The 17,238-nt window shown below is 68.5% G+C and carries 16 protein-coding genes; 7 read left to right on the top strand and 9 right to left on the bottom strand.

What is annotated here, in order from left to right; genetic code table 11:
- The first annotated feature begins 325 nt into the window (after positions 1-325).
- On the top strand, positions 326-862 hold the full coding sequence (locus tag EV643_RS37360; protein ID WP_166665725.1) for a helix-turn-helix transcriptional regulator: 537 nt from the start codon (positions 326-328) through the stop codon (positions 860-862).
- Positions 863-1,040: 178 nt separating this feature from the next.
- The gene (locus tag EV643_RS37355; RefSeq protein WP_133804949.1) at positions 1,041-1,817 is read left to right on the top strand and encodes a hypothetical protein; all 777 of its coding nucleotides are present in this window, start codon (positions 1,041-1,043) and stop codon (positions 1,815-1,817) included.
- Here EV643_RS37355 and EV643_RS37350 read toward each other — a convergent pair.
- The 6 genes from EV643_RS37350 to rpsB form a co-directional block, all read right to left on the bottom strand.
- A complete protein-coding gene (locus EV643_RS37350; RefSeq protein ID WP_133804948.1) occupies positions 1,814-2,404 on the bottom strand; it encodes a GNAT family N-acetyltransferase in 591 nt (196 codons plus the stop codon). The two genes, EV643_RS37355 and EV643_RS37350, sit on opposite strands and share 4 nt — an antisense overlap.
- On the bottom strand, positions 2,401-3,234 hold the full coding sequence (locus EV643_RS37345) for a phosphatidate cytidylyltransferase (RefSeq protein ID WP_133804947.1): 834 nt from the start codon (positions 3,232-3,234) through the stop codon (positions 2,401-2,403). The genes EV643_RS37350 and EV643_RS37345 overlap by 4 nt, the downstream gene beginning before the upstream one ends.
- Positions 3,234-3,788 (bottom strand): ribosome recycling factor, encoded by a 555-nt coding sequence (gene frr, locus EV643_RS37340; protein ID WP_202869931.1) that lies wholly within the window; start codon positions 3,786-3,788, stop codon positions 3,234-3,236. Before frr ends, EV643_RS37345 begins: the two co-directional genes overlap by 1 nt.
- Before the next feature lie 161 nt (positions 3,789-3,949).
- Complete coding sequence (gene pyrH, locus EV643_RS37335) at positions 3,950-4,711, bottom strand: UMP kinase (RefSeq protein WP_238166075.1); 762 nt, start codon at positions 4,709-4,711, stop codon at positions 3,950-3,952.
- A 51-nt stretch (positions 4,712-4,762) separates the two neighbouring features.
- Complete coding sequence (gene tsf, locus EV643_RS37330; RefSeq protein WP_133804945.1) at positions 4,763-5,581, bottom strand: translation elongation factor Ts; 819 nt, start codon at positions 5,579-5,581, stop codon at positions 4,763-4,765.
- A gap of 80 nt (positions 5,582-5,661) precedes the next feature.
- Complete coding sequence (rpsB, locus tag EV643_RS37325) at positions 5,662-6,633, bottom strand: 30S ribosomal protein S2 (RefSeq protein WP_133804944.1); 972 nt, start codon at positions 6,631-6,633, stop codon at positions 5,662-5,664.
- Between the two features lie 318 nt (positions 6,634-6,951).
- Between rpsB and EV643_RS37320 the strand changes: the two genes are divergently transcribed.
- Positions 6,952-7,794, top strand: coding sequence for a murein hydrolase activator EnvC family protein (locus tag EV643_RS37320; RefSeq protein ID WP_133804943.1), 843 nt, complete (start codon positions 6,952-6,954; stop codon positions 7,792-7,794).
- A gap of 87 nt (positions 7,795-7,881) precedes the next feature.
- Here EV643_RS37320 and EV643_RS37315 read toward each other — a convergent pair whose 3' ends face one another.
- Positions 7,882-8,361 (bottom strand): RrF2 family transcriptional regulator, encoded by a 480-nt coding sequence (locus tag EV643_RS37315; protein ID WP_133804942.1) that lies wholly within the window; start codon positions 8,359-8,361, stop codon positions 7,882-7,884.
- Between the two features lie 109 nt (positions 8,362-8,470).
- Entirely contained in the window at positions 8,471-9,409 is a 939-nt protein-coding gene (locus tag EV643_RS37310; protein ID WP_133804941.1) for a tyrosine recombinase XerC, read from the bottom strand.
- Between the two features lie 136 nt (positions 9,410-9,545).
- Between EV643_RS37310 and EV643_RS37305 the strand changes: the two genes are divergently transcribed.
- The 4 genes from EV643_RS37305 to dprA all read left to right on the top strand — a co-directional run bounded on the left by EV643_RS37305 (position 9,546) and on the right by dprA (position 14,375).
- Complete coding sequence (locus tag EV643_RS37305; RefSeq protein ID WP_133804940.1) at positions 9,546-11,159, top strand: APC family permease; 1,614 nt, start codon at positions 9,546-9,548, stop codon at positions 11,157-11,159.
- A 104-nt stretch (positions 11,160-11,263) separates the two neighbouring features.
- A complete protein-coding gene (locus tag EV643_RS37300) occupies positions 11,264-11,620 on the top strand; it encodes a YraN family protein (protein ID WP_133804939.1) in 357 nt (118 codons plus the stop codon).
- Positions 11,620-13,200, top strand: coding sequence for a YifB family Mg chelatase-like AAA ATPase (locus EV643_RS37295; protein ID WP_133804938.1), 1,581 nt, complete (start codon positions 11,620-11,622; stop codon positions 13,198-13,200). The genes EV643_RS37300 and EV643_RS37295 overlap by 1 nt, the downstream gene beginning before the upstream one ends.
- Positions 13,197-14,375 carry a DNA-processing protein DprA gene (dprA, locus tag EV643_RS37290; protein ID WP_133804937.1) on the top strand — a complete coding sequence of 393 codons (1,179 nt, stop codon included), beginning with the start codon at positions 13,197-13,199 and terminating at the stop codon, positions 14,373-14,375. Before EV643_RS37295 ends, dprA begins: the two co-directional genes overlap by 4 nt.
- 118 nt (positions 14,376-14,493) lie before the next feature.
- Here the strand turns inward: dprA and EV643_RS37285 are convergent, their stop codons facing one another.
- Positions 14,494-16,887 carry an ATP-binding protein gene (locus tag EV643_RS37285; RefSeq protein WP_166665724.1) on the bottom strand — a complete coding sequence of 798 codons (2,394 nt, stop codon included), beginning with the start codon at positions 16,885-16,887 and terminating at the stop codon, positions 14,494-14,496.
- Positions 16,888-17,238: the final 351 nt, after the last annotated feature.

Raw genomic sequence — 17,238 nt, 5'->3', positions numbered from 1 at the left:
CGTGAGTTGTGGTGGGCGCATCTCCCCCTGTCGGGCGCACAGGCAGGTCGGTGAGCAGGCTACGCACCGCCGAATGTCTCCGGCGTTACCCACCGTTGTTACCGCACCGCCGACTGACTGGCCTCAACCATTTGTGCTGACGCGTCTCATCAATTCTGGGTACGCCGGTGGGGGCCCGCGGATATCCACAATCTGGAGGAGCTGTATTCCACCATTCGAAGGTCCCAAGAATGCCACGCAAACGGCAAGAATGCATTCAGTGACGGGACCCTCCATTGTAGTGTGCGATCCGCACCGAACCGTTGGCGAGGCGGTGGCGGTCGGCTTGGCGCGCCTCGCTGGAGCAAGCGTCCTCACGGTCGAGACACACTTCGTCGAAGCCCTACACACCGTCGCGACCAGGCAACCCGACGCCATCGTCGTCGAACCGGATCTGCTCGGGCGGCCACTCGGCACGGTGGTCGCCGCCTTCGTGAACGCCTCGAGCCGCTCCGGGTTGGTGGTTATTACGGCGGACACAAACACGCTACCCGCGAGACTCGACCGCATGATCCGGCTGGTGAGTGACGACTACACGATGGACGGTCTGATCGCCGCTGTGCGGGCAGCCGTGACGGCGGGCCACACCGGCGGACGGCAAGCGTCCGGTGTCTTCGATCAGCTCGACGGCGGCGTCGCCTCCCGGCTGACCGCCCGGGAACGCCAGGTCCTCGAATGCCTCGCCGAGGGATGCGACCCGGCCGCCATCGCCCGGCGGCTGTCGATCACCACGAGCACGGCCCGGACGCATGTCAAGAATCTCTGTCACCGGCTGGGTGTGCACAGCGCGGCGGAAGCAGTCACCCTCATTCGCCACAGTTAGCGGAGGTTTGTGGCCGTTTTCCCGGAGACGATTCGACGGCCGCCGGCGCCGGCCAATCCATCCCCATTTCTCTGGTGCTTGCGAAACATTCGCGCAATGATTTCGAGGAGGGCGAGTGCCGGCGGAACGCCGGTGGGAAGGGTGAAGCGTGACGACGCCGAAACCAGATCGAGCCGTAATGGGTCGCGTGCTCTTGGGTGTCGCGCTCGTCATCGGCCTCGGCGTGCTGGCCATCGCGTTCCAGGCCACCGACCCGGTTCGCCCAGGATCTGATTCGTCGCCGCCCGGCGCCGCCGTCGCGCCGCACTCCAGAACCACGCCACCCGCCACGACTGTGCCCCTCCCCACGACCGCGCCGCCGCTCCCAACGACCGTGTCGCCCACACCGAGCGGTCTGTCCCCCACGCCGGGCATCCAGTTGGTCGCAAACCCTCGGAGCGACGGAGCTCTCGATGTCGTCGAGACGATCACGGTCCGGACTCCCACCGATCGGCTCGTCCTCTCGCCCCCGGTCGCCGCGCGAACCGAAGCGGCCTTCACGGCCCTCAGAGCCTCACGGCCGCGCGCGGATTCCGTCGTGGTGCGAGCAGGTGGCCGCCCCGTGCCGTTGCGCCCCCCGGTGGTCGGGACAAGGCGTGTGCTCCTGCTCGCTTCCCCCGCCAACCGGATCGAGCTGCGCTACCGGCTGACCGGCTCGGTCATCCGGAACTCGCCGTCGAAGCCTGGCCGTGCACTCGGTCTGATCGCCCCCCTTACGGCGGAAGTCGACGGCTCGCTTCCGACCCTGCTGACCGTCGGCAGGGCACGCAATTTCTTCTGCCCGTTGCTCGACCCGGCCCTGCAGCGCTGCGCAGGCGAGTACCGGGAAGGTCTGACCTCGCAGCCAGGCCTGACCGCCGCCGACGCCACTGTCCTGCTGCAGCTCGACCTTCCGCTACCCCCGAGACGAGCCTAGCCGCTGATCCGGGCCAGCAGGCCCTTGCGGACGGCCGGCCACTCGTCGGCCAGGATCGAGAACACCACCGTGTCGCGGAAGGTGCCTCCTGCAAGCTTCTTGTGCCGGCGGAGCACCCCTTCGCGGGTCGCGCCGAGCTTGGCGATCGCCGCCTGCGAGCGGGTGTTCTCCAGGCCGGTCTGGATCTTGACCCGACCGAACCCGCAGGTCTCGAACGCGTGCTCCAGCAGCAGGAACTTGCACTCCGGGTTGACCACCGTCCCCCAGACCGCCGGGGCGTAACCAGTCCAGCCAAGGTGCACGGACTCGTTGGGGAGATCGACGTCGCCGAGACTCGTCGTACCGACGACCTTGCCGTCGGCGACCAGCCGGACCACGTAGGCGACCCGCTTGGCCGACGATTCCACCCACTGCTCGCGCATCTCATCGGCATCGCGAGGCAGGCCGGCCGGTCCGCCGCCGAACCCGCTCGCATACACCTGCTCGTTGCCGATGGCGGCGTACAACTGATCGATGTCAGCGGCAACGAGCCGGTCGAGGCGAACCACCTCGCCGATCAACGGGCGTCCGTCGGGAGCTGTCGTCATGTCAGGAGATGCAGCAGTAGCCAGACGGCCGGAGCCGTTGCCAGCAAGGAATCCAGCCGGTCCATCACACCACCGTGACCCGGCAGCAGGTTGGACATGTCCTTGATCCCGAGGTCGCGCTTGATCATCGACTCGCCGAGATCGCCGGCCGTCGCCGTCAGCACCGCCACCGCGCCGACGATCGCGCCCACCCACCAGTTGCCGTCGAGCAGCCACACCACCGAACCGATACCCGCGCCGATACAGGCCAGCGTCGAACCGGTGAAGCCCTCCCAGGACTTCTTCGGGCTGATCGTCGGCGCCATCGGGTGCTTGCCGAACAGCGTGCCGACCGCGTACCCGCCGACGTCGCTGGCCACCACGACCAGGAAGAACGTCACCACCCGCTGCGGTCCGTCCGCATCCGGCTGCACCAGCAGGATCGCGAACCCGGCCAGCATCGGCACGTACCCGATCAGGAACACCCCGGCGGACACGTCCCGGACGAATCCGATCGAACCGGCCGGCATCCGCCAGACGAGGGTGGCCAGCACGGTCAGCGCCAACGCGACCAGGAGCGCCATCGGGCCACCGAAGTACGCGGCCATCAGCATCGCCGTCGTACCGGCGAGCAGCGGGATCCGCGGGATGGATGCGCCACCGGCCCGCAGCGCGCGGATCATCTCCTCGACGGCCACCAGCACGGTGGCCAGCACCACGAAGACGAACAGCACCTTCTGCCAGAACAGTGATCCGACGATGATCACGCCGAGGCTGACGCCGACCGCGATCGCCGCGGGCAGGTTACGCCCGGCGCGGCTGGGTGCGGGCGTGTCTTGGTCGACGCCCATCACACCTCGAGCAGTTCGGCTTCCTTGTGCTTGAGCAGTTCGTCGATGGAGTCGACGAACCTCTTCGTCAACCCGTCGAGCCGCTTCTCAGCACTCTTGCCCTCGTCCTCGCCCGCCTCGCCGTCCTTGACGGTCTTGTGCACCTGGTCCATCGCGTGCCGGCGGATGTTGCGCACCGAGACCTTGGCCTCCTCGGCCTTGGTCTTGGCGACCTTGATGTACTCCTTGCGCCGCTCCTCGGTCAGCTGCGGCATGATGACCCGGATCACCGAACCGTCGTTGCCCGGGTTGACGCCCAGGTCGGAGTCGCGGATCGCCTTCTCGATCGCGACCATCGCGCCCTTGTCGTACGGCGAGATGAGCACGGTACGCGGCTCGGGCACCTGGAAGCCGGCCAGCTGCTGCAGCGGCGTCGGGGTGCCGTAGTAGTCGGCCAGGATGCCCGCGAACATCTGCGGGTGCGCCCGGCCGGTGCGGATCGCCGCGAAGTCGTCCTTGGCGACCTCCACGGCCTTCGCCATCTTCTGCTCGGCTTCGCGGAGTGCTTCGTCGATCACGACATTCCTCGCTTCCTCGGGGCCGCGTCGATGCGGCCACTGCCAACCCTACGAACGCTGGTTTACCAGATAACGGACGTCAAAACCCGTGTGTCGGACGATCCTAGTGCCTGGCCGCCCCACCCCGCGGCCCTTCCCGCCCAGCCGACGGGGTCAGATCACTGACCGGGTGAAACGACCGTCCCGATCTTCTCACCCCGGACGACGCGGGCGATGTTGCCCTCTTCCAGTCCGAAGATCACGATCGGCAGCGCGTTGTCCCGGGCCAGGCTGATCGCGGTGGCGTCGGCGACCCGGAGACCGCGGGCCAGGAAGTCGTCGTACGAGAGCTGGTCGAACTTGACCGCGTCCGGGTTCTTCTTCGGGTCGGAGTCGTATACCCCGTCCACGCCCTGCTTGCCCATCAGCAGCGCCTCGGCGCCGATCTCCAGGGCGCGCTGCGCGGCGACGGTGTCGGTGGAGAAGTACGGCATCCCGGAGCCGGCCCCGAAGATCACCACGCGGCCCTTCTCCAGGTGCCGCTCGGCCTTGCGCGGGATGTACGGCTCGGCGACCTGGCCCATCGTGATCGCGGTCTGCACCCGCGTCTCGATGCCGAGCTTCTCCAGGAAGTCCTGCAGCGCCAGGCAGTTCATCACGGTGCCGAGCATGCCCATGTAGTCGGCCCGGTTGCGCTCCATCCCGCGCTGCTGCAGTTCGGCGCCGCGGAAGAAGTTGCCGCCGCCGACCACCACGGCGACCTGGACACCGGCCCGGGCCACCTCGGCGATCTGCTTGGCGATCGAGTTCACCACGTCGGGGTCGACGCCGAGCTTGCCGCCGCCGAACACCTCACCCGACAGCTTCAGCAGCACCCGATGGTAGGCGGCCGGAAACGGCGAAGAGGCCGGTTTCGTCTCGGTACCCAGGGTTTCCGTCACGACTCCGGCCTCCTCGTCGATGATGTTCTGTTTGTCCTTCGGCGATGAGCCTCAGGCACCGACCTCGAAGCGGGCGAACCGCTTCACGGTCACGCCGGCCTCGTCGAGCACGGCCTTGACGGTCTTCTTGCTCTCCTGGACCGACGACTGCTCGAGCAGCACGACCTCCTTGAAGAAGCCGTTCACCCGGCCTTCGACGATCTTCGGCAGGGCCTGCTCCGGCTTGCCCTCCTCGCGGGCGGTCGCCTCGGCGATCCGCTGCTCGTTCTCGACCGTCTCGGCCGGGACCTCGTCGCGGGTGGTGTAGAGCGGGCGCATCGCGGCGGCCTGCATCGCGGCACCGCGGGCGGCGTCGATGTTGTCGCCCTCGAACTCGACCAGTACGCCGACCTGGGCCGGCAGGTCCGCGGCACGCTTGTGCATGTACGCCGTGACCTTGCCGTCGAACACGGCGACCTTGCCCAGCTCGAGCTTCTCGCCGATCACGGAGGCGAGCGCCTCGATGTTCTCGGCGACGGTCTTGCCGTCGGCCAGCTTCTCCTGCAGCAGGCCCTCGACGTCGCCCACCTTGCTCGCCCCGGCGTGCGCGACGATGTCGGCCGCGAGCTGCTGGAACTGCTCGTTCTTGGCGACGAAGTCGGTCTCGCAGTTCAGCTGGACCAGCGCGTTCTCGGCCGCGGCCACCAGGCCGTTGGTGGCGGAGCGCTCGGCGCCCCGCTTGGCGGCCTTGGCCGCGCCGTGGATGCGCAGCTCCTCGATCGCCTTCTCGAAGTCGCCGTCGGTGGTCTCGAGCGCCTTCTTGGCGTCCATCATGCCCGCGCCGGTGGCGTCGCGGAGCCTCTTAACGTCAGCGGCGGTGTAGTTCGCCATTCCTCGTTCTCTCGTCTACTCGGTGCGTCAGCTGGGGTTGGAACGGCCGCCCAGCACGGTGCCGGGCGGCCGTGGGCCGGTCAGGCCTCGGTCTTCGGCGCCTCGGTGCTCTCGGCGGTGGCCTCGGCCTCGTCAGCCTTGGCCGCCGGCTCGGCGGTCTCCGCAGCCTCGGCGGCCGGGGTGGCCTCCGCGACCGGGGCGGTCTCGGCGGCCGGGGCAGCGTCCGCAACCGGGGTGGCCTCCGCGGCCGGGGCAGCGTCGGCGGCCGGGGCGGTGGTCTGGCTCTCCAGCAGCTCGCGCTCCCAGGCGGCCATCGGCTCCTCGGCGCCCAGCTCCTCACCGGCGGCGGCAGCACCCTGGCCGCCACGCGACATCAGACCGTCGGCGACGGCGTCGGCGACCACGCGGGTCAGCAGGCCGACCGAGCGGATCGCGTCGTCGTTGCCCGGGATCGGGAAGTCGACCTCGTCCGGGTCGCAGTTGGTGTCCAGGATGCCGATGATCGGCAGCTTCAGCTTGCGCGCCTCGTCGACGGCGAGGTGCTCCTTCTTGGTGTCGACGATCCACACGGCCGACGGAACCCGGGCCATGTCGCGGATACCGCCGAGGGTCTTCAGCAGCTTGTCGTGCTCGCGCCGCTTCTGCAGCAGCTCCTTCTTGGTGACACCGGAGCCGGCCACGTCGTCGAAGTCGATGAGCTCGAGCTCCTTGAGCCGCTGCAGCCGCTTGTTCACCGTCTGGAAGTTGGTGAGCATGCCGCCCAGCCAGCGCTGGTTCACGTACGGCATGCCGACCCGGGTGGCCTGCTCGGCGATGGCCTCCTGGGCCTGCTTCTTCGTGCCGACGAACAGGATCGCGCCACCGGAGGCGACGGTGCTGCGGACGAACTCGTAGGCGCGGTCGATGTACGACAGCGACTGCTGCAGGTCGATGATGTAGATGCCGTTGCGCTCGGTGAAGATGAATCGCTTCATCTTCGGGTTCCACCGGCGGGTCTGGTGCCCGAAGTGGACGCCGCTCTCGAGCAGCTGCTTCATGGTCACGACGGCCATGAGGTGTTCCTCCTGTCGCGCCCGTCCGGCTCAGTCCTCCGGTACGGCGCTGTCTCGGTTGTCCCGCGCTGGACCGGTCGGCCCACCGCGCCTGACACCCGCGCGAACCCCTCCCCGGCGAACCGGGACCGATGGGATTCGAGTAAGTGCGGGCGTGCGTAGTCATCCCACTCACGTGAGATGCCGCCAGAAGTCTACGCGAGACCCCCACCCCTGGTCGAACCGGCCGCCCCTGTCAACCCCCATCCCGCCCCCCGGTCATCCACAACCCCCAAACTCACCCCCGCCACCCATTCCCCGTGACTGCAAATTCCCTATATGAACCCCTCAACCACCGACCCCCACCCCCGCCTCCGACGACCGCCGTACCGACGTCTCCTCCGCCTGCTCTTCCTCGTGCTCTGCCTGTCCTTCGCCCAACTCAGCCCAACCGCATCCGCCGCGCCCGGCCACCCCGCGGTCTGGCCACTCGATCCCCGCCCTCAGGTGATCCGCGCCTTCGACCAACCAGCCAAGCCTTGGCTCCCCGGCCACCGCGGTATCGATCTCTCCGGCACCCCCGGCCAACCAGTCCGCGCCGCCACCGCCGGCACCATCACGTACGCCGCTCCGCTGGCCGGCCGCGGCGTCATCGTCGTCACCACCGGCCATTTCCGCACGACCTACGAGCCCGTGATCGCCACACTCCCAGTAGGCACCCCGGTGACCCCCGGTCAACCCATCGGCCACCTCTCAGCCGCCGGCTCCCACTGCCCACCCGCCACCTGCCTGCACTGGGGCCTCCGCCAAGCCGACACCTACGTGGATCCCTTATCCCTACTCCCCCACAAAGCAGTCCGCCTACTCCCCCTAGCCCCACCCCCGACATCCCCCACCAACCCCGCGCCGTCCACCTCAAGCCCGCTCGCCGGCCCCACCGCACAGCCGACGCCAAGCCCACTCCCCGGCGCGGCGGCACAGCCAACTTCGAACATGCTCTTCGGCCAGCAGCCGCCCGCAGCGACCAGCCCTGGCTCTCCTAGCACGTCACCCGAAGCTGACCGCCCGCGTCCACCACAAGCGAGCCCAGAATCCGTCCCAGGCAGCCTTCTCGCAGCCACCATGGTCGGCATCGCCGCCATCTTCGTCTTCGGCGGCCGCTGGCTCACGGAGCGACACTGATGCCCACTCCCAGCCCTCACCTGCCCTGCCGGCTCGGACCCCGCCAACTTCAAGCCCGGTCGACTTCGGCCCGCGAATGCCGCCCGGTCAGCTCCCGGGAACCCGGGCCTGCCAGGCGTCCTCGTCCCGGGACCGCTTCTCGACCCCGCTCGGCAGCTTCCCCTTGGCCAGATCCGTCAGCATCGTGTGTTCGAGCACATCCCGCAGGCTCGCCCGCGCCGCGATCCACACCCGCTGCAGCACGACGGCCCGGTCGTTGTACGCCACGCTCTCCGGCCGCACCCCCGAGATGCTCACGATCGGACCGTCCACCGCACGCATCACGTCGGCGACCGAGATCTCGTTCGGGTCGACGGCGAGCTTCCACCCACCCGACTGCCCACGCTGGCTGGACAGGATCCCGGCCCGCCGCAGATCGGCCAGGATCCCCTGCAGGAACCCGTGCGGAATCGCCTGCGCGCGACTGAGCTCTTCGGCCGAAACCACCGTCGGATCGTTCGCCACCCAGCGCTGGGTGATCTCGATCAACGCCCGCAACGCATAGTCAGACTTCGCCGAAACCCGCATGCCCCGAAGTCTGCCGCATTCCCCCACCAACCACCCGCATCCGCCCCGCCCACACCCCAAACCACCCCGCACCTCACCGGCCAACCACCTCGCGGCATGCCTGCGGCCGTCAGGCGCGTGGATGGGCCTGTTCGTATGCGCTCCGCAGCCGCTCGCCGGACACGTGGGTGTAGATCTGCGTCGTCGCCAGCGACGCATGCCCGAGCAACTCCTGCACGCTCCGCAGGTCCGCCCCGCCCTCGAGCAGATGCGTGGCAGCCGTATGACGCAACCCGTGCGGCGACAGATCAGGTGCGTCGACCGCACCGATCCGCGCATGAACGACCCGCCGTACGGTCCGCTGGTCGACTCGTCCACCCCGCGCACCGAGGAACAACGCCGGCCCACTCCCACCCCGGACCAACGTCGCCCGCACCGCGAGCCAACCATCCACAGCCGCCCCTGCCGGTACGCCGTACGGGACTGACCGTTCCTTCCGTCCCTTGCCGAATACGCGGACCACCCGGCGCGACGTGTCGAGGTCGTCGATGTCCAGCGCGCAGAGTTCGCCGACCCGGATGCCGGTCGCGTACAGGACTTCCATGATGGCGAGATCCCGGAGTCCGACCGGACTGCCATCGTCGGCGGCGATCGCGGCGGCGTCGAGCACCGCGCGCGTGTCGGCCTGCCCGAGCACACCAGGCAGGGTCTTGTGCGCCTTCGGACTCGCCAGCAACGCACCTGGATCGGTCTCGATGCGCCCGGTCCGCTGCGCCCACGCCGTGAACACCCGGGCGGCGGTCGCTCGCCGCGACATCGTGCTTCGGGCCTTGCCGAGGCTCTGCTGCTTGGCCAGCCAGGACCGCAGCCCGCGGATATCGAGCCTGCTCAGATCATCGTGACCAAGCCGATTCAAATGTTCGAGTAAATCCGCGACGTCGCCGATGTACGCTCGCACCGAGTGTTCGCTGAGGTCTCTTTCCGCCGTCAGGTGCCGTTCGTAGTCAGCAAGTAACGCAGTGAAACCCTCCGGTAGTGAGGGTCTCCCGCTGACAGCATCCGGTGCCATGCCCTGACCATGCGGGAGTGGGCCTGGCGGCGCAAGCCACCGCGCGGGGGCGTGAGAGAGGAGGTCTGGTCCGTAGCCCACTGGTCGACTACTGTTCGGCCCGATTGCCCTAGTAGCAACGGAGGCACCCCTGACCATGGCCCCCTCAGCGAACGGACAGACCGTCGGCCGGCGCCTGCCGGTCGAGTCGGCGTTCACTCGAGTCGAGGATGCGCGGCACCGACTGCCGCGCCTGTTCGGTCGTCGCGACCTTGTCGTGCTCGGCCTCGGCGTGATGATCGGGTCCGGCATCTTCAGCCTGAGCGGCAAGCAAGCCGCCAACGTGGCTGGCCCTGCCGTGATCCTGTCCTTCGTGATCGCCGCCGTGGTCTGCGTACTGGCCGCGGCCTGCTACGCGGAACTCTCCTCGACCATCCCGGTCTCCGGCAGCGCGTACACGTTCAGCTATGTCACGTTCGGCGAGATGTGGGCCTGGCTGGTCGGCTGGGCGCTCGTCCTCGAGCTCGTCACCGCCGCCGCGATCGTCGCCAGAGTCTGGTCGGCGTACTTCCTGGCCACCCTGAGCGGATTCGGCGCGTCCGTCCCCGAAGGGCTCGCGCGGTTCTTCGGCCCTGACGCAAACGTGAACCTGGTCGCGCCGCTGTTGCTGCTGCTCCTCACCGCGATGATCGTCACCGGCACGAAGCTGTCGGCCCGGGTGCTGACCGTCGTCGTCCTGGCGAAGGTCGCCGTGATCCTGCTGGTCGTGGTCGTCGGCGCCACGCACATCAACAGGGAGAACTACACCCCCTTCATCCCGATGTCGCGAGCCGCGCCCGCCACCGCCAGCCCGACCTTGCTCGGCTGGATCCTGGACTCGTCGTTCGGCACCTTCGGCGTGATGGGCATCTTCACGGCAGCCAGCGCGATCGTCTTCGCCTTCATCGGCTTCGACCTGATCGCCACCGCGTCCGAGGACGCCCGGAACCCGCGCAAGACCGTCCCGCAAGGCATGCTGCTCGGCGTCGGCGCCGTCACCATCCTGTACATCGCCATGGCGGTGGTCCTCGTCGGTCTGCGGCCGTACGCCCAGCTCGGCGGTGCTGCACCCGTCTCGGAGGCGATGGAGGCGGTCGGAGTCGGCTGGGCCGCGGACGTGGTCAACCTCGGCGCGCTGCTAGCCCTGATGACCGTGATCATGGTGGTTCTCATCGCGCAGAGCCGCGTCCTGTTCAACATGGGCCGCGACGGCCTGCTGCCGAAGAGCCTCGGCCGGGTCAGCCGGGTCTACTCGTCCCCCGCCCGCGCTGCGACGGCCGCCGGCCTCGCGGCGGTCGCGCTCACCCTGTACCCCGGCGTCCTGGATCTCGAGGAACTCCTCGTCATCGGCGCCCTGTTCTGCTTCGCCTTCTGCGCGGTCGGCGTGCTCACCCTGCGCCGCTCGGAGCCAGACCTCGAACGCGGCTTCCGCGTCCCCATGGTCCCACTGATCCCCCTTCTCTCGCTGGCCTCGACCCTTTGGCTGATGCTCAACCTGAAGACGAGCACCTGGCTGAAGTTCGGCGTCTGGATGCTGCTCGGACTGGCGATCTACGGCCTGTACGGACGTTGGCACAGCCGGTTGGCGAACGAGGAGAGCTGGGACTTCGAGGTCGGCGACACCGACCCGGGCACCGGCGGCCTGCAAGCCGTCCGCCAGGACACCGACTCCGAACTCCGAGCCGTCCGCACCCCACCCAAGCCCACCCGCGGCAAACACATGCGCAGCTGACCCACCCGCCCAGGCCCCCAACCTGGGGGGTTTTCCACAGGCTGCGAAGTCGATCCTGAAATCGACCACTTTCCCGGCATGTTCTTTGTCGGAGGTGGTCATCGATGCGGACCAAGGATGCAGTCGGGCAGTACGGCGAACAGCTCGCCGCGGAACATCTCGCGAAGGCCGGTTTCACCATCCTCGAGCGCAACTGGCGCTGCGAGCTGGGCGAGATCGACATCGTCGCGCGCGACGGCGACGCGCTGGTCGTCTGTGAGGTGAAGACCCGCCGCGGGCTCGGCTACGGCAGCCCGCTCGAGTCGATCACCTATCGCAAGCTCAGCAAACTGCGTCAACTGTTAGGCCGCTGGCTGCAACAACACAGCGTCCGCCCCGCCGAGGTGCGGATCGACGTCGTCGCGGTTCTCGTCCCACGCACCGGCGCCCCCACCGTCGAGCACGTTCGGGGGGTGGCCTGATGGCTCTCGCACACGCCTGGTCGGTTGCCCTCGTCGGCCTCGAAGGGCACCTCGTCGAGGTCGAGACCGACATCGCCCAAGGCCTGCCCAAGACCACCTTGATCGGTCTTCCGGACGCATCCCTGTCCGAGTCCCGCGATCGAGTCCGCTCCGCGGTCGTCAACAGCGGCGAGAGATTCCCCGACCGGAAGGTCACCATCGGCCTGTCCCCCGCGACCCTCCCCAAGACCGGCTCCCACTACGACGTCGCCATCGCCAGCTCGTTGCTCGCGGCAAGCGGTGTGCTTGACTTCCACGAACTGAGCCGGATCGTGATGATCGGCGAGCTCGGCCTCGACGGCCGCATCCACGAGGTGCGCGGCGCTCTTGCCATGACCCTGGCCGCGGCCCGCTCCGGCTTCGCCCGGATCATCGTCCCCGAGCTCAATGCCGGCGAAGCCCGCCTGGTCCCCGGCATCCAGGTGTACGGCGCGCGGTCGCTGCGGCAGGTGCTCGCTCTGCTCCGAGGCACCGAGATCCCCGACGAGGAACCGCCACGCGCGGAGCCGAAACTGATGTCCGAGTCGCTCACCCGAGTCCCGGAGGTCGACCTCGAAGAGGTTCTCGGTCAGCGCGAAGGCCGCCGGGCGATCGAGGCGGCGGCCGCGGGCGGGCACCACCTCTACCTCCACGGCCCGCCCGGCTCCGGCAAGACCATGCTCGCCGAGCGGCTGTCGGGCCTCATGCCCGACCTGAGCACGGAGGAATCGCTGGAGGTATCGGCAGTCCACTCGCTGGCCGGCCTGCTCACCAGCGACGCCGAGCTCGTTGTCCGGCCGCCCTTCATCGCGCCGCACCACACCGCCTCGCTCGCCAGCCTGGTCGGAGGCGGTTCGGGCATGCCCCGGCCCGGCGCGATCAGTTGCGCCCACCGCGGCATCCTCTTCGTCGACGAAGCGCCGGAGATGCATCCGCTGACGCTCGACACGCTGCGGCAGCCCCTCGAGTCCGGCTACATCGAGGTGCACCGCGCTCAGGCCGTGGCCAAGTTCCCCGCCAGATTCCTGCTCGTGTTGGCTGCGAATCCCTGTCCATGCGGCCTGTCCGGCACACCGACCGGAGTCTGCACCTGCACTCCGCAGGTCCTGAACCGTTACCGCCAGCGCATCAGCGGGCCGATCAAGGACCGGATGGACATCCAGCGCCAGATCCTGCCGACCGCCCGGGGTGCGACCACAGGTGAGAGACCGGAATCGACGGCCGAGGTGGCCGCCCGGGTTCAAGTGGCTCGGGACCGTCAGTCCTTCCGTTACCGCGAGACCCCGTGGCGCCTCAACAGCGAGGTCCCTGGTCCGATCCTGCGACGCGACTACCCGTTGGACGAAGCCAGCCAACGGCTGCTGGAGGAGCACTACTCCAGCGGCCGCCTGACGGCCCGCGGATTCGACCGAGTGGTGCGACTGGCTTGGACCTTGGCCGATCTGGCCGGCGTCGAGCGCCCAACCGTCGATCTGACCCATCAAGCCTTCCAGCTCCGCAGCGGTGCCCTACTGACCGAGCTCTCCGACGTCCGACCCATCAAGGGGGATTCAGCAGCATGACCATCACCGAAATCGCCCCGGTCGCAGGCCACGACGACGATCGCGACCGCATCGTCCGGGCAGCCCTGTCCCGCGTCATCGAGCCAGGCGACCCGGCCGCCCTGACTGCCTTCGCAGGACTTTCTCCCCAGGAGACCTGGGATCTCCTCTCCAGCGGAGCACCCGGACTGGATCGCTGGTCCACGCGGATGGACGAGGCCGCTCCGGAGCGAGACCTCGAACGCGCGGCGGCAGCCGGATGCCGGTTCGTCATCCCAGGCGACGCGGAGTGGCCCGCGCAGATCGAAGTACTGGCCGAGGCTGGGCAACTCAGCCGCCGTGGCGGCGTCCCCTACGGGCTCTGGGTCCGCGGCGAGGGCAACCTCTGCCAGGTTCTCGAACGATCAGTCGCCATCGTCGGCGCCCGAGCCTGCTCCCAGTACGGCGAACACGCCGCCGCCGACCTGGCCAGCGGGCTGGCGGACACCGGCGTGACTGTCGTCTCCGGGGGCGCGTACGGAATCGACGCAGCGGCCCACCGGGGCGCCTTGAGCGTCTCAGGCAGCACGGTTGCGGTCCTCGCCTGCGGAGCCAACGTCAGCTACCCACGGAGCAACTCGGCCCTCTTCGACCGCATCGCCGCAACTGGCCTCCTGGTGAGCGAGCTACCACCAGGCTGCTCGCCGACCAAACTCCGCTTCCTCGCCCGCAACAGGTTGATCGCGGCCACCACCCTCGGCACTGTCGTCGTCGAGGCCGCGATCCGCAGCGGCGCCCTGAACAGCGCCGGCTGGGCCGAACAATGCGGCCGCGCCGTCCTTGCGGTCCCAGGCCCGATCACCTCCCGTATGTCGGAAGGCGCCCACCTGCTGGTCCGCGAGCGCAACGCCACCCTGACGACCAGCGTCGCCGACATCCTCGAAGCCATCTCCCCCATCGGCGAACACCTGACCGCCTACCCGCACGCCCCCGCCGATCCCCTCGACGCCCTGGACCTCGAAGTCCGGCGCACCCTCGACGCAGTACCAGTCCTCCGCCCAGCCCACGCCCCACGAATCGCCGCCACCGCCGGCCTGTCCGTAGAGACCGTCCAGGAATGCCTCGAAACCCTCGCCGACCTGAACCTCATCGAATACAACTCATCCGGCTGGCGCCTCACCCCCACCCACCGCCGCTCCCTGGGCCACCCCGCCTAACCCACCATCGTGGGGTGTTGATCGCCTGTCCTGCTCACTGTTTGAATCGCCGCGGGTTTGACGGCGGCTCTCAAACCAGTGACGGATGAGAGTCAGGGCGGCACCGAGGACGCCGAGCTCAGGCTCTGAGGAGTCTGAGGGCGGCGACGTTTCCTTTCCTCTCGTAGAGGGTGATCGCCGTATCGACCGAGGATCGAGCATCCTCGGCCAGCGCAGCGGCCGCCTGCACCCGCGACTGTTCGACGAGCAGGTCTGCCTTCAGATTCGGCATCAGCTCGGGAACCAGGTTGATGGCTGCGGCTGCCTTGGCGAGGGAGGCCTCGATCTCGCCCGGGGGCAGGCTTCGTGCTGCCGCCATCATCGCCAGGACCCGGACGACCACGCAGTCAGTTGGTGTCACCGCCTGGGCCTCGTTGGCGAGTTCTCTCGCCTCCTCCAGATGTCCCTCAGCCGCAAGCAGGAGGGCGAGACGGGAAGACGTCTCTCCCACATGCTCAGCCTCGTTGCCGTTGCGGAAGGGGGTGAGCGCGACTCGGTACGCGCTGACGGCTGCGGCGGCGTCGCCGGCAAGGGTCTCGATTTCGGCGCTGTCCCAGGCAATGAATGCCAGCAGCCGACGTACGCGCATGCGTTCCATGAGCAGTGGGCGAGCGCGGTCGAGGAGTCTTCTTGCCTCGTCGAACTCGCCGGTCATGGCGTAGGCGCGAGCCAGAATTCCCATGACGATGGGGTTGGGTTCGCCACGCTCGCCCATGAGTGACTCGATCTCCTCGATGCACTCCGGCACCGGAGTTGGCCCGCCGATGAGGTTTCGCGAGATCTGGAAGGCCGCGGCGAACTGTTCTCGCAGTGCGCCGCCACGCTGCGCGCATTCGAGGCTGCGACGACCGGAGTTCACCGCACCGACGGGATTTCCGCCGCGTTGCTCCAGCCAGCCGAGCAGGAAGATCGCTTGAGCCAGCCCGTTGTCGTGGCCCGCCTCGGAGAAGAAGCCCGCTGCCTGCCATGCGATGGCGACTAGGTCGTCTGCGGTCATGCCATGAGGACCGGTGATGCACATGCTGCGCGCGTGTTCGAGCCGGGCGAGCCAGCGGTCGACCGGGTCCACGCCCGGCATGTTGCTCAGTTCCAGCAGGAGTTCCTGAGCCCGGGCGTGGTCGCCGAGTGGCAGCGAGACCTCGGCCAGACTCTGGGTGGCGGTGGGTACCAGCGGGTGCCCGTCGGGTAGCAGGTCCAGGGCCCGCGCCAGCAGGTTCGACGCAGCCGACATGTCCATGCGCGTGTACGCCCGTGACCCTGCGGACGCCAGTTTTGTGCCCGCCCGCGCCTCGAGCGCGGCATCGCTTGCCAGGCCGACGCGCCGCTGGTTGACCACTGCCTGTTCGAGGTGGTGGCCGACGACAGCGTCCAGCTCGTCCCTCGGAGCATCTCCGGTGCGCTCGAGCCATTCTGCGAAGGCGAGATGGAGGCGTGCCCGGTCCCGTCGCGTGAGGCTTTGGTAGGCGGCCTCACGGATGAGTCCGTGCGGAAACTCCACGCCCTTCTGCTCGGTGTGTCGAAGCAGTCGCTTCCGAGCGAGCGACTCCAAGTTCCTCGCCAGGAAGGGACGTGCCTCGTCGGGCGCCAGGATCTCGAGCGCCTCGCTACTCAGATGGTCACCTGCCACGGCCGCGGCCCGAAGCAGATCACGTTCACCGGGCCCGAGTCGATCGATCCGGGTGGCAAGCAGCCCTCGTAGCGAGGCAGGGATCGCGTCCGTCTCGGCGTTCGCAAACGCGGCCAGCAGTTGTTCAGCGAACAGGGGATTGCCCTGTGCCGTCTCGATGATCCGTTGTTCGTCCGCTGGGGGCAGGTCGACGGAGGCGCGGTTCCTGACCACCTGCGCGATGGCGTCGACACCCAGCGGGTCGAGGTAGAGCACGTCTGTACGTTCGCCTCCCACGCTCCACTCGGCGCGTAGTTCGACGAGTTCTGGGCGCGCGAGGAACAGGAAGAACGCAGGCCCGGTGAGCGATTCGCTGACGTACTCGAACAGGTCAAGCAGGGTCGACTCCGCCCAGTGGATGTCGTCCACGATCACGGCCAACGGTTGCACAGCACTGAGGAGCTCGAAGGCACGGCGGAGGTCGCCGAAGAACTGCTGCGGCGGGCCCTTCAGGTCGCCTGGTCCGAGCACACCGGCCAGGCGGCCGCCCAGCCCGGGCTCTTTGTTGTCCAGTAGGTCGGCAACCGACTCCCAGTCGGACCCACCGCCGGCCTGGATGAGCAGGTCGTGGAGCAGGCCAAACGTCCGGCCGCTACCGGCGTCAACGCAGGTCGCAGTGATCGTCCGAGCCCTTCCGGCAATGGAGTCCGCGAACGCTCCGGAGAGGCGTGACTTGCCGATGCCGGCCTCGCCGAGCACCGTCATCCGATACGGCGTTCCTCGCCGCACCATCCGGCCGAACGATGTCCTCAGACGGGTGAGTTCTGCCTCGCGGCCGACCATTTGCGCGTGCAAGTCACGAGACATCAGTTTTGCCTCGGGATCAACGTCAACCAGACGCCAAGCAGTGGTGTTGGCGAGTTCTCGGGCCCGCTCCACGACGGCGGCACCTCGGACAACCTTCATGGCCTGCGGTCCGATCAGCACCTCACCGGGCTGTGCGCCCTGTTGCAGTCGAGCCGCCACCGATACCGCCGGTCCGCTTGCCGCACGGGAGCCCGTGAGACCCGACACGACCTCACCTGTTTCGAGTCCGGCTCGAAAGTCACGTGGCGGCCCAGGCCCCTACGTGTCAGGGTTGGGTGAGGCCAGCAGCTAACAGCAAGTCCGCCGGATGACGTAGGGCGAGAACAGGAATCGATCCATCATGTCCAGTCC

The sequence above is a fragment of the Kribbella caucasensis genome, from assembly GCF_004361855.1.
Lineage (GTDB): Bacteria > Actinomycetota > Actinomycetes > Propionibacteriales > Kribbellaceae > Kribbella > Kribbella caucasensis.
Note: the sequence above shows the minus strand (reverse complement) of the source record. Positions and strands in the feature narration are given on the sequence as shown.

Coding starts and splice junctions, on each gene's coding strand:
- EV643_RS37305 (WP_133804940.1), top strand. CDS start 9,546: ATGGCCCCCTCAGCGAACGGACAGACCGTCGGCCGGCGCCTGCCGGTC.
- EV643_RS37320 (WP_133804943.1), top strand. CDS start 6,952: ATGAACCCCTCAACCACCGACCCCCACCCCCGCCTCCGACGACCGCCG.
- EV643_RS37350 (WP_133804948.1), bottom strand. CDS start 2,404: ATGACGACAGCTCCCGACGGACGCCCGTTGATCGGCGAGGTGGTTCGC.
- EV643_RS37355 (WP_133804949.1), top strand. CDS start 1,041: ATGGGTCGCGTGCTCTTGGGTGTCGCGCTCGTCATCGGCCTCGGCGTG.
- EV643_RS37315 (WP_133804942.1), bottom strand. CDS start 8,361: ATGCGGGTTTCGGCGAAGTCTGACTATGCGTTGCGGGCGTTGATCGAG.
- EV643_RS37285 (WP_166665724.1), bottom strand. CDS start 16,887: ATGTCTCGTGACTTGCACGCGCAAATGGTCGGCCGCGAGGCAGAACTC.
- tsf (WP_133804945.1), bottom strand. CDS start 5,581: ATGGCGAACTACACCGCCGCTGACGTTAAGAGGCTCCGCGACGCCACC.
- dprA (WP_133804937.1), top strand. CDS start 13,197: ATGACCATCACCGAAATCGCCCCGGTCGCAGGCCACGACGACGATCGC.
- EV643_RS37310 (WP_133804941.1), bottom strand. CDS start 9,409: ATGGCACCGGATGCTGTCAGCGGGAGACCCTCACTACCGGAGGGTTTC.
- EV643_RS37300 (WP_133804939.1), top strand. CDS start 11,264: ATGCGGACCAAGGATGCAGTCGGGCAGTACGGCGAACAGCTCGCCGCG.
- EV643_RS37345 (WP_133804947.1), bottom strand. CDS start 3,234: ATGGGCGTCGACCAAGACACGCCCGCACCCAGCCGCGCCGGGCGTAAC.
- EV643_RS37295 (WP_133804938.1), top strand. CDS start 11,620: ATGGCTCTCGCACACGCCTGGTCGGTTGCCCTCGTCGGCCTCGAAGGG.
- rpsB (WP_133804944.1), bottom strand. CDS start 6,633: ATGGCCGTCGTGACCATGAAGCAGCTGCTCGAGAGCGGCGTCCACTTC.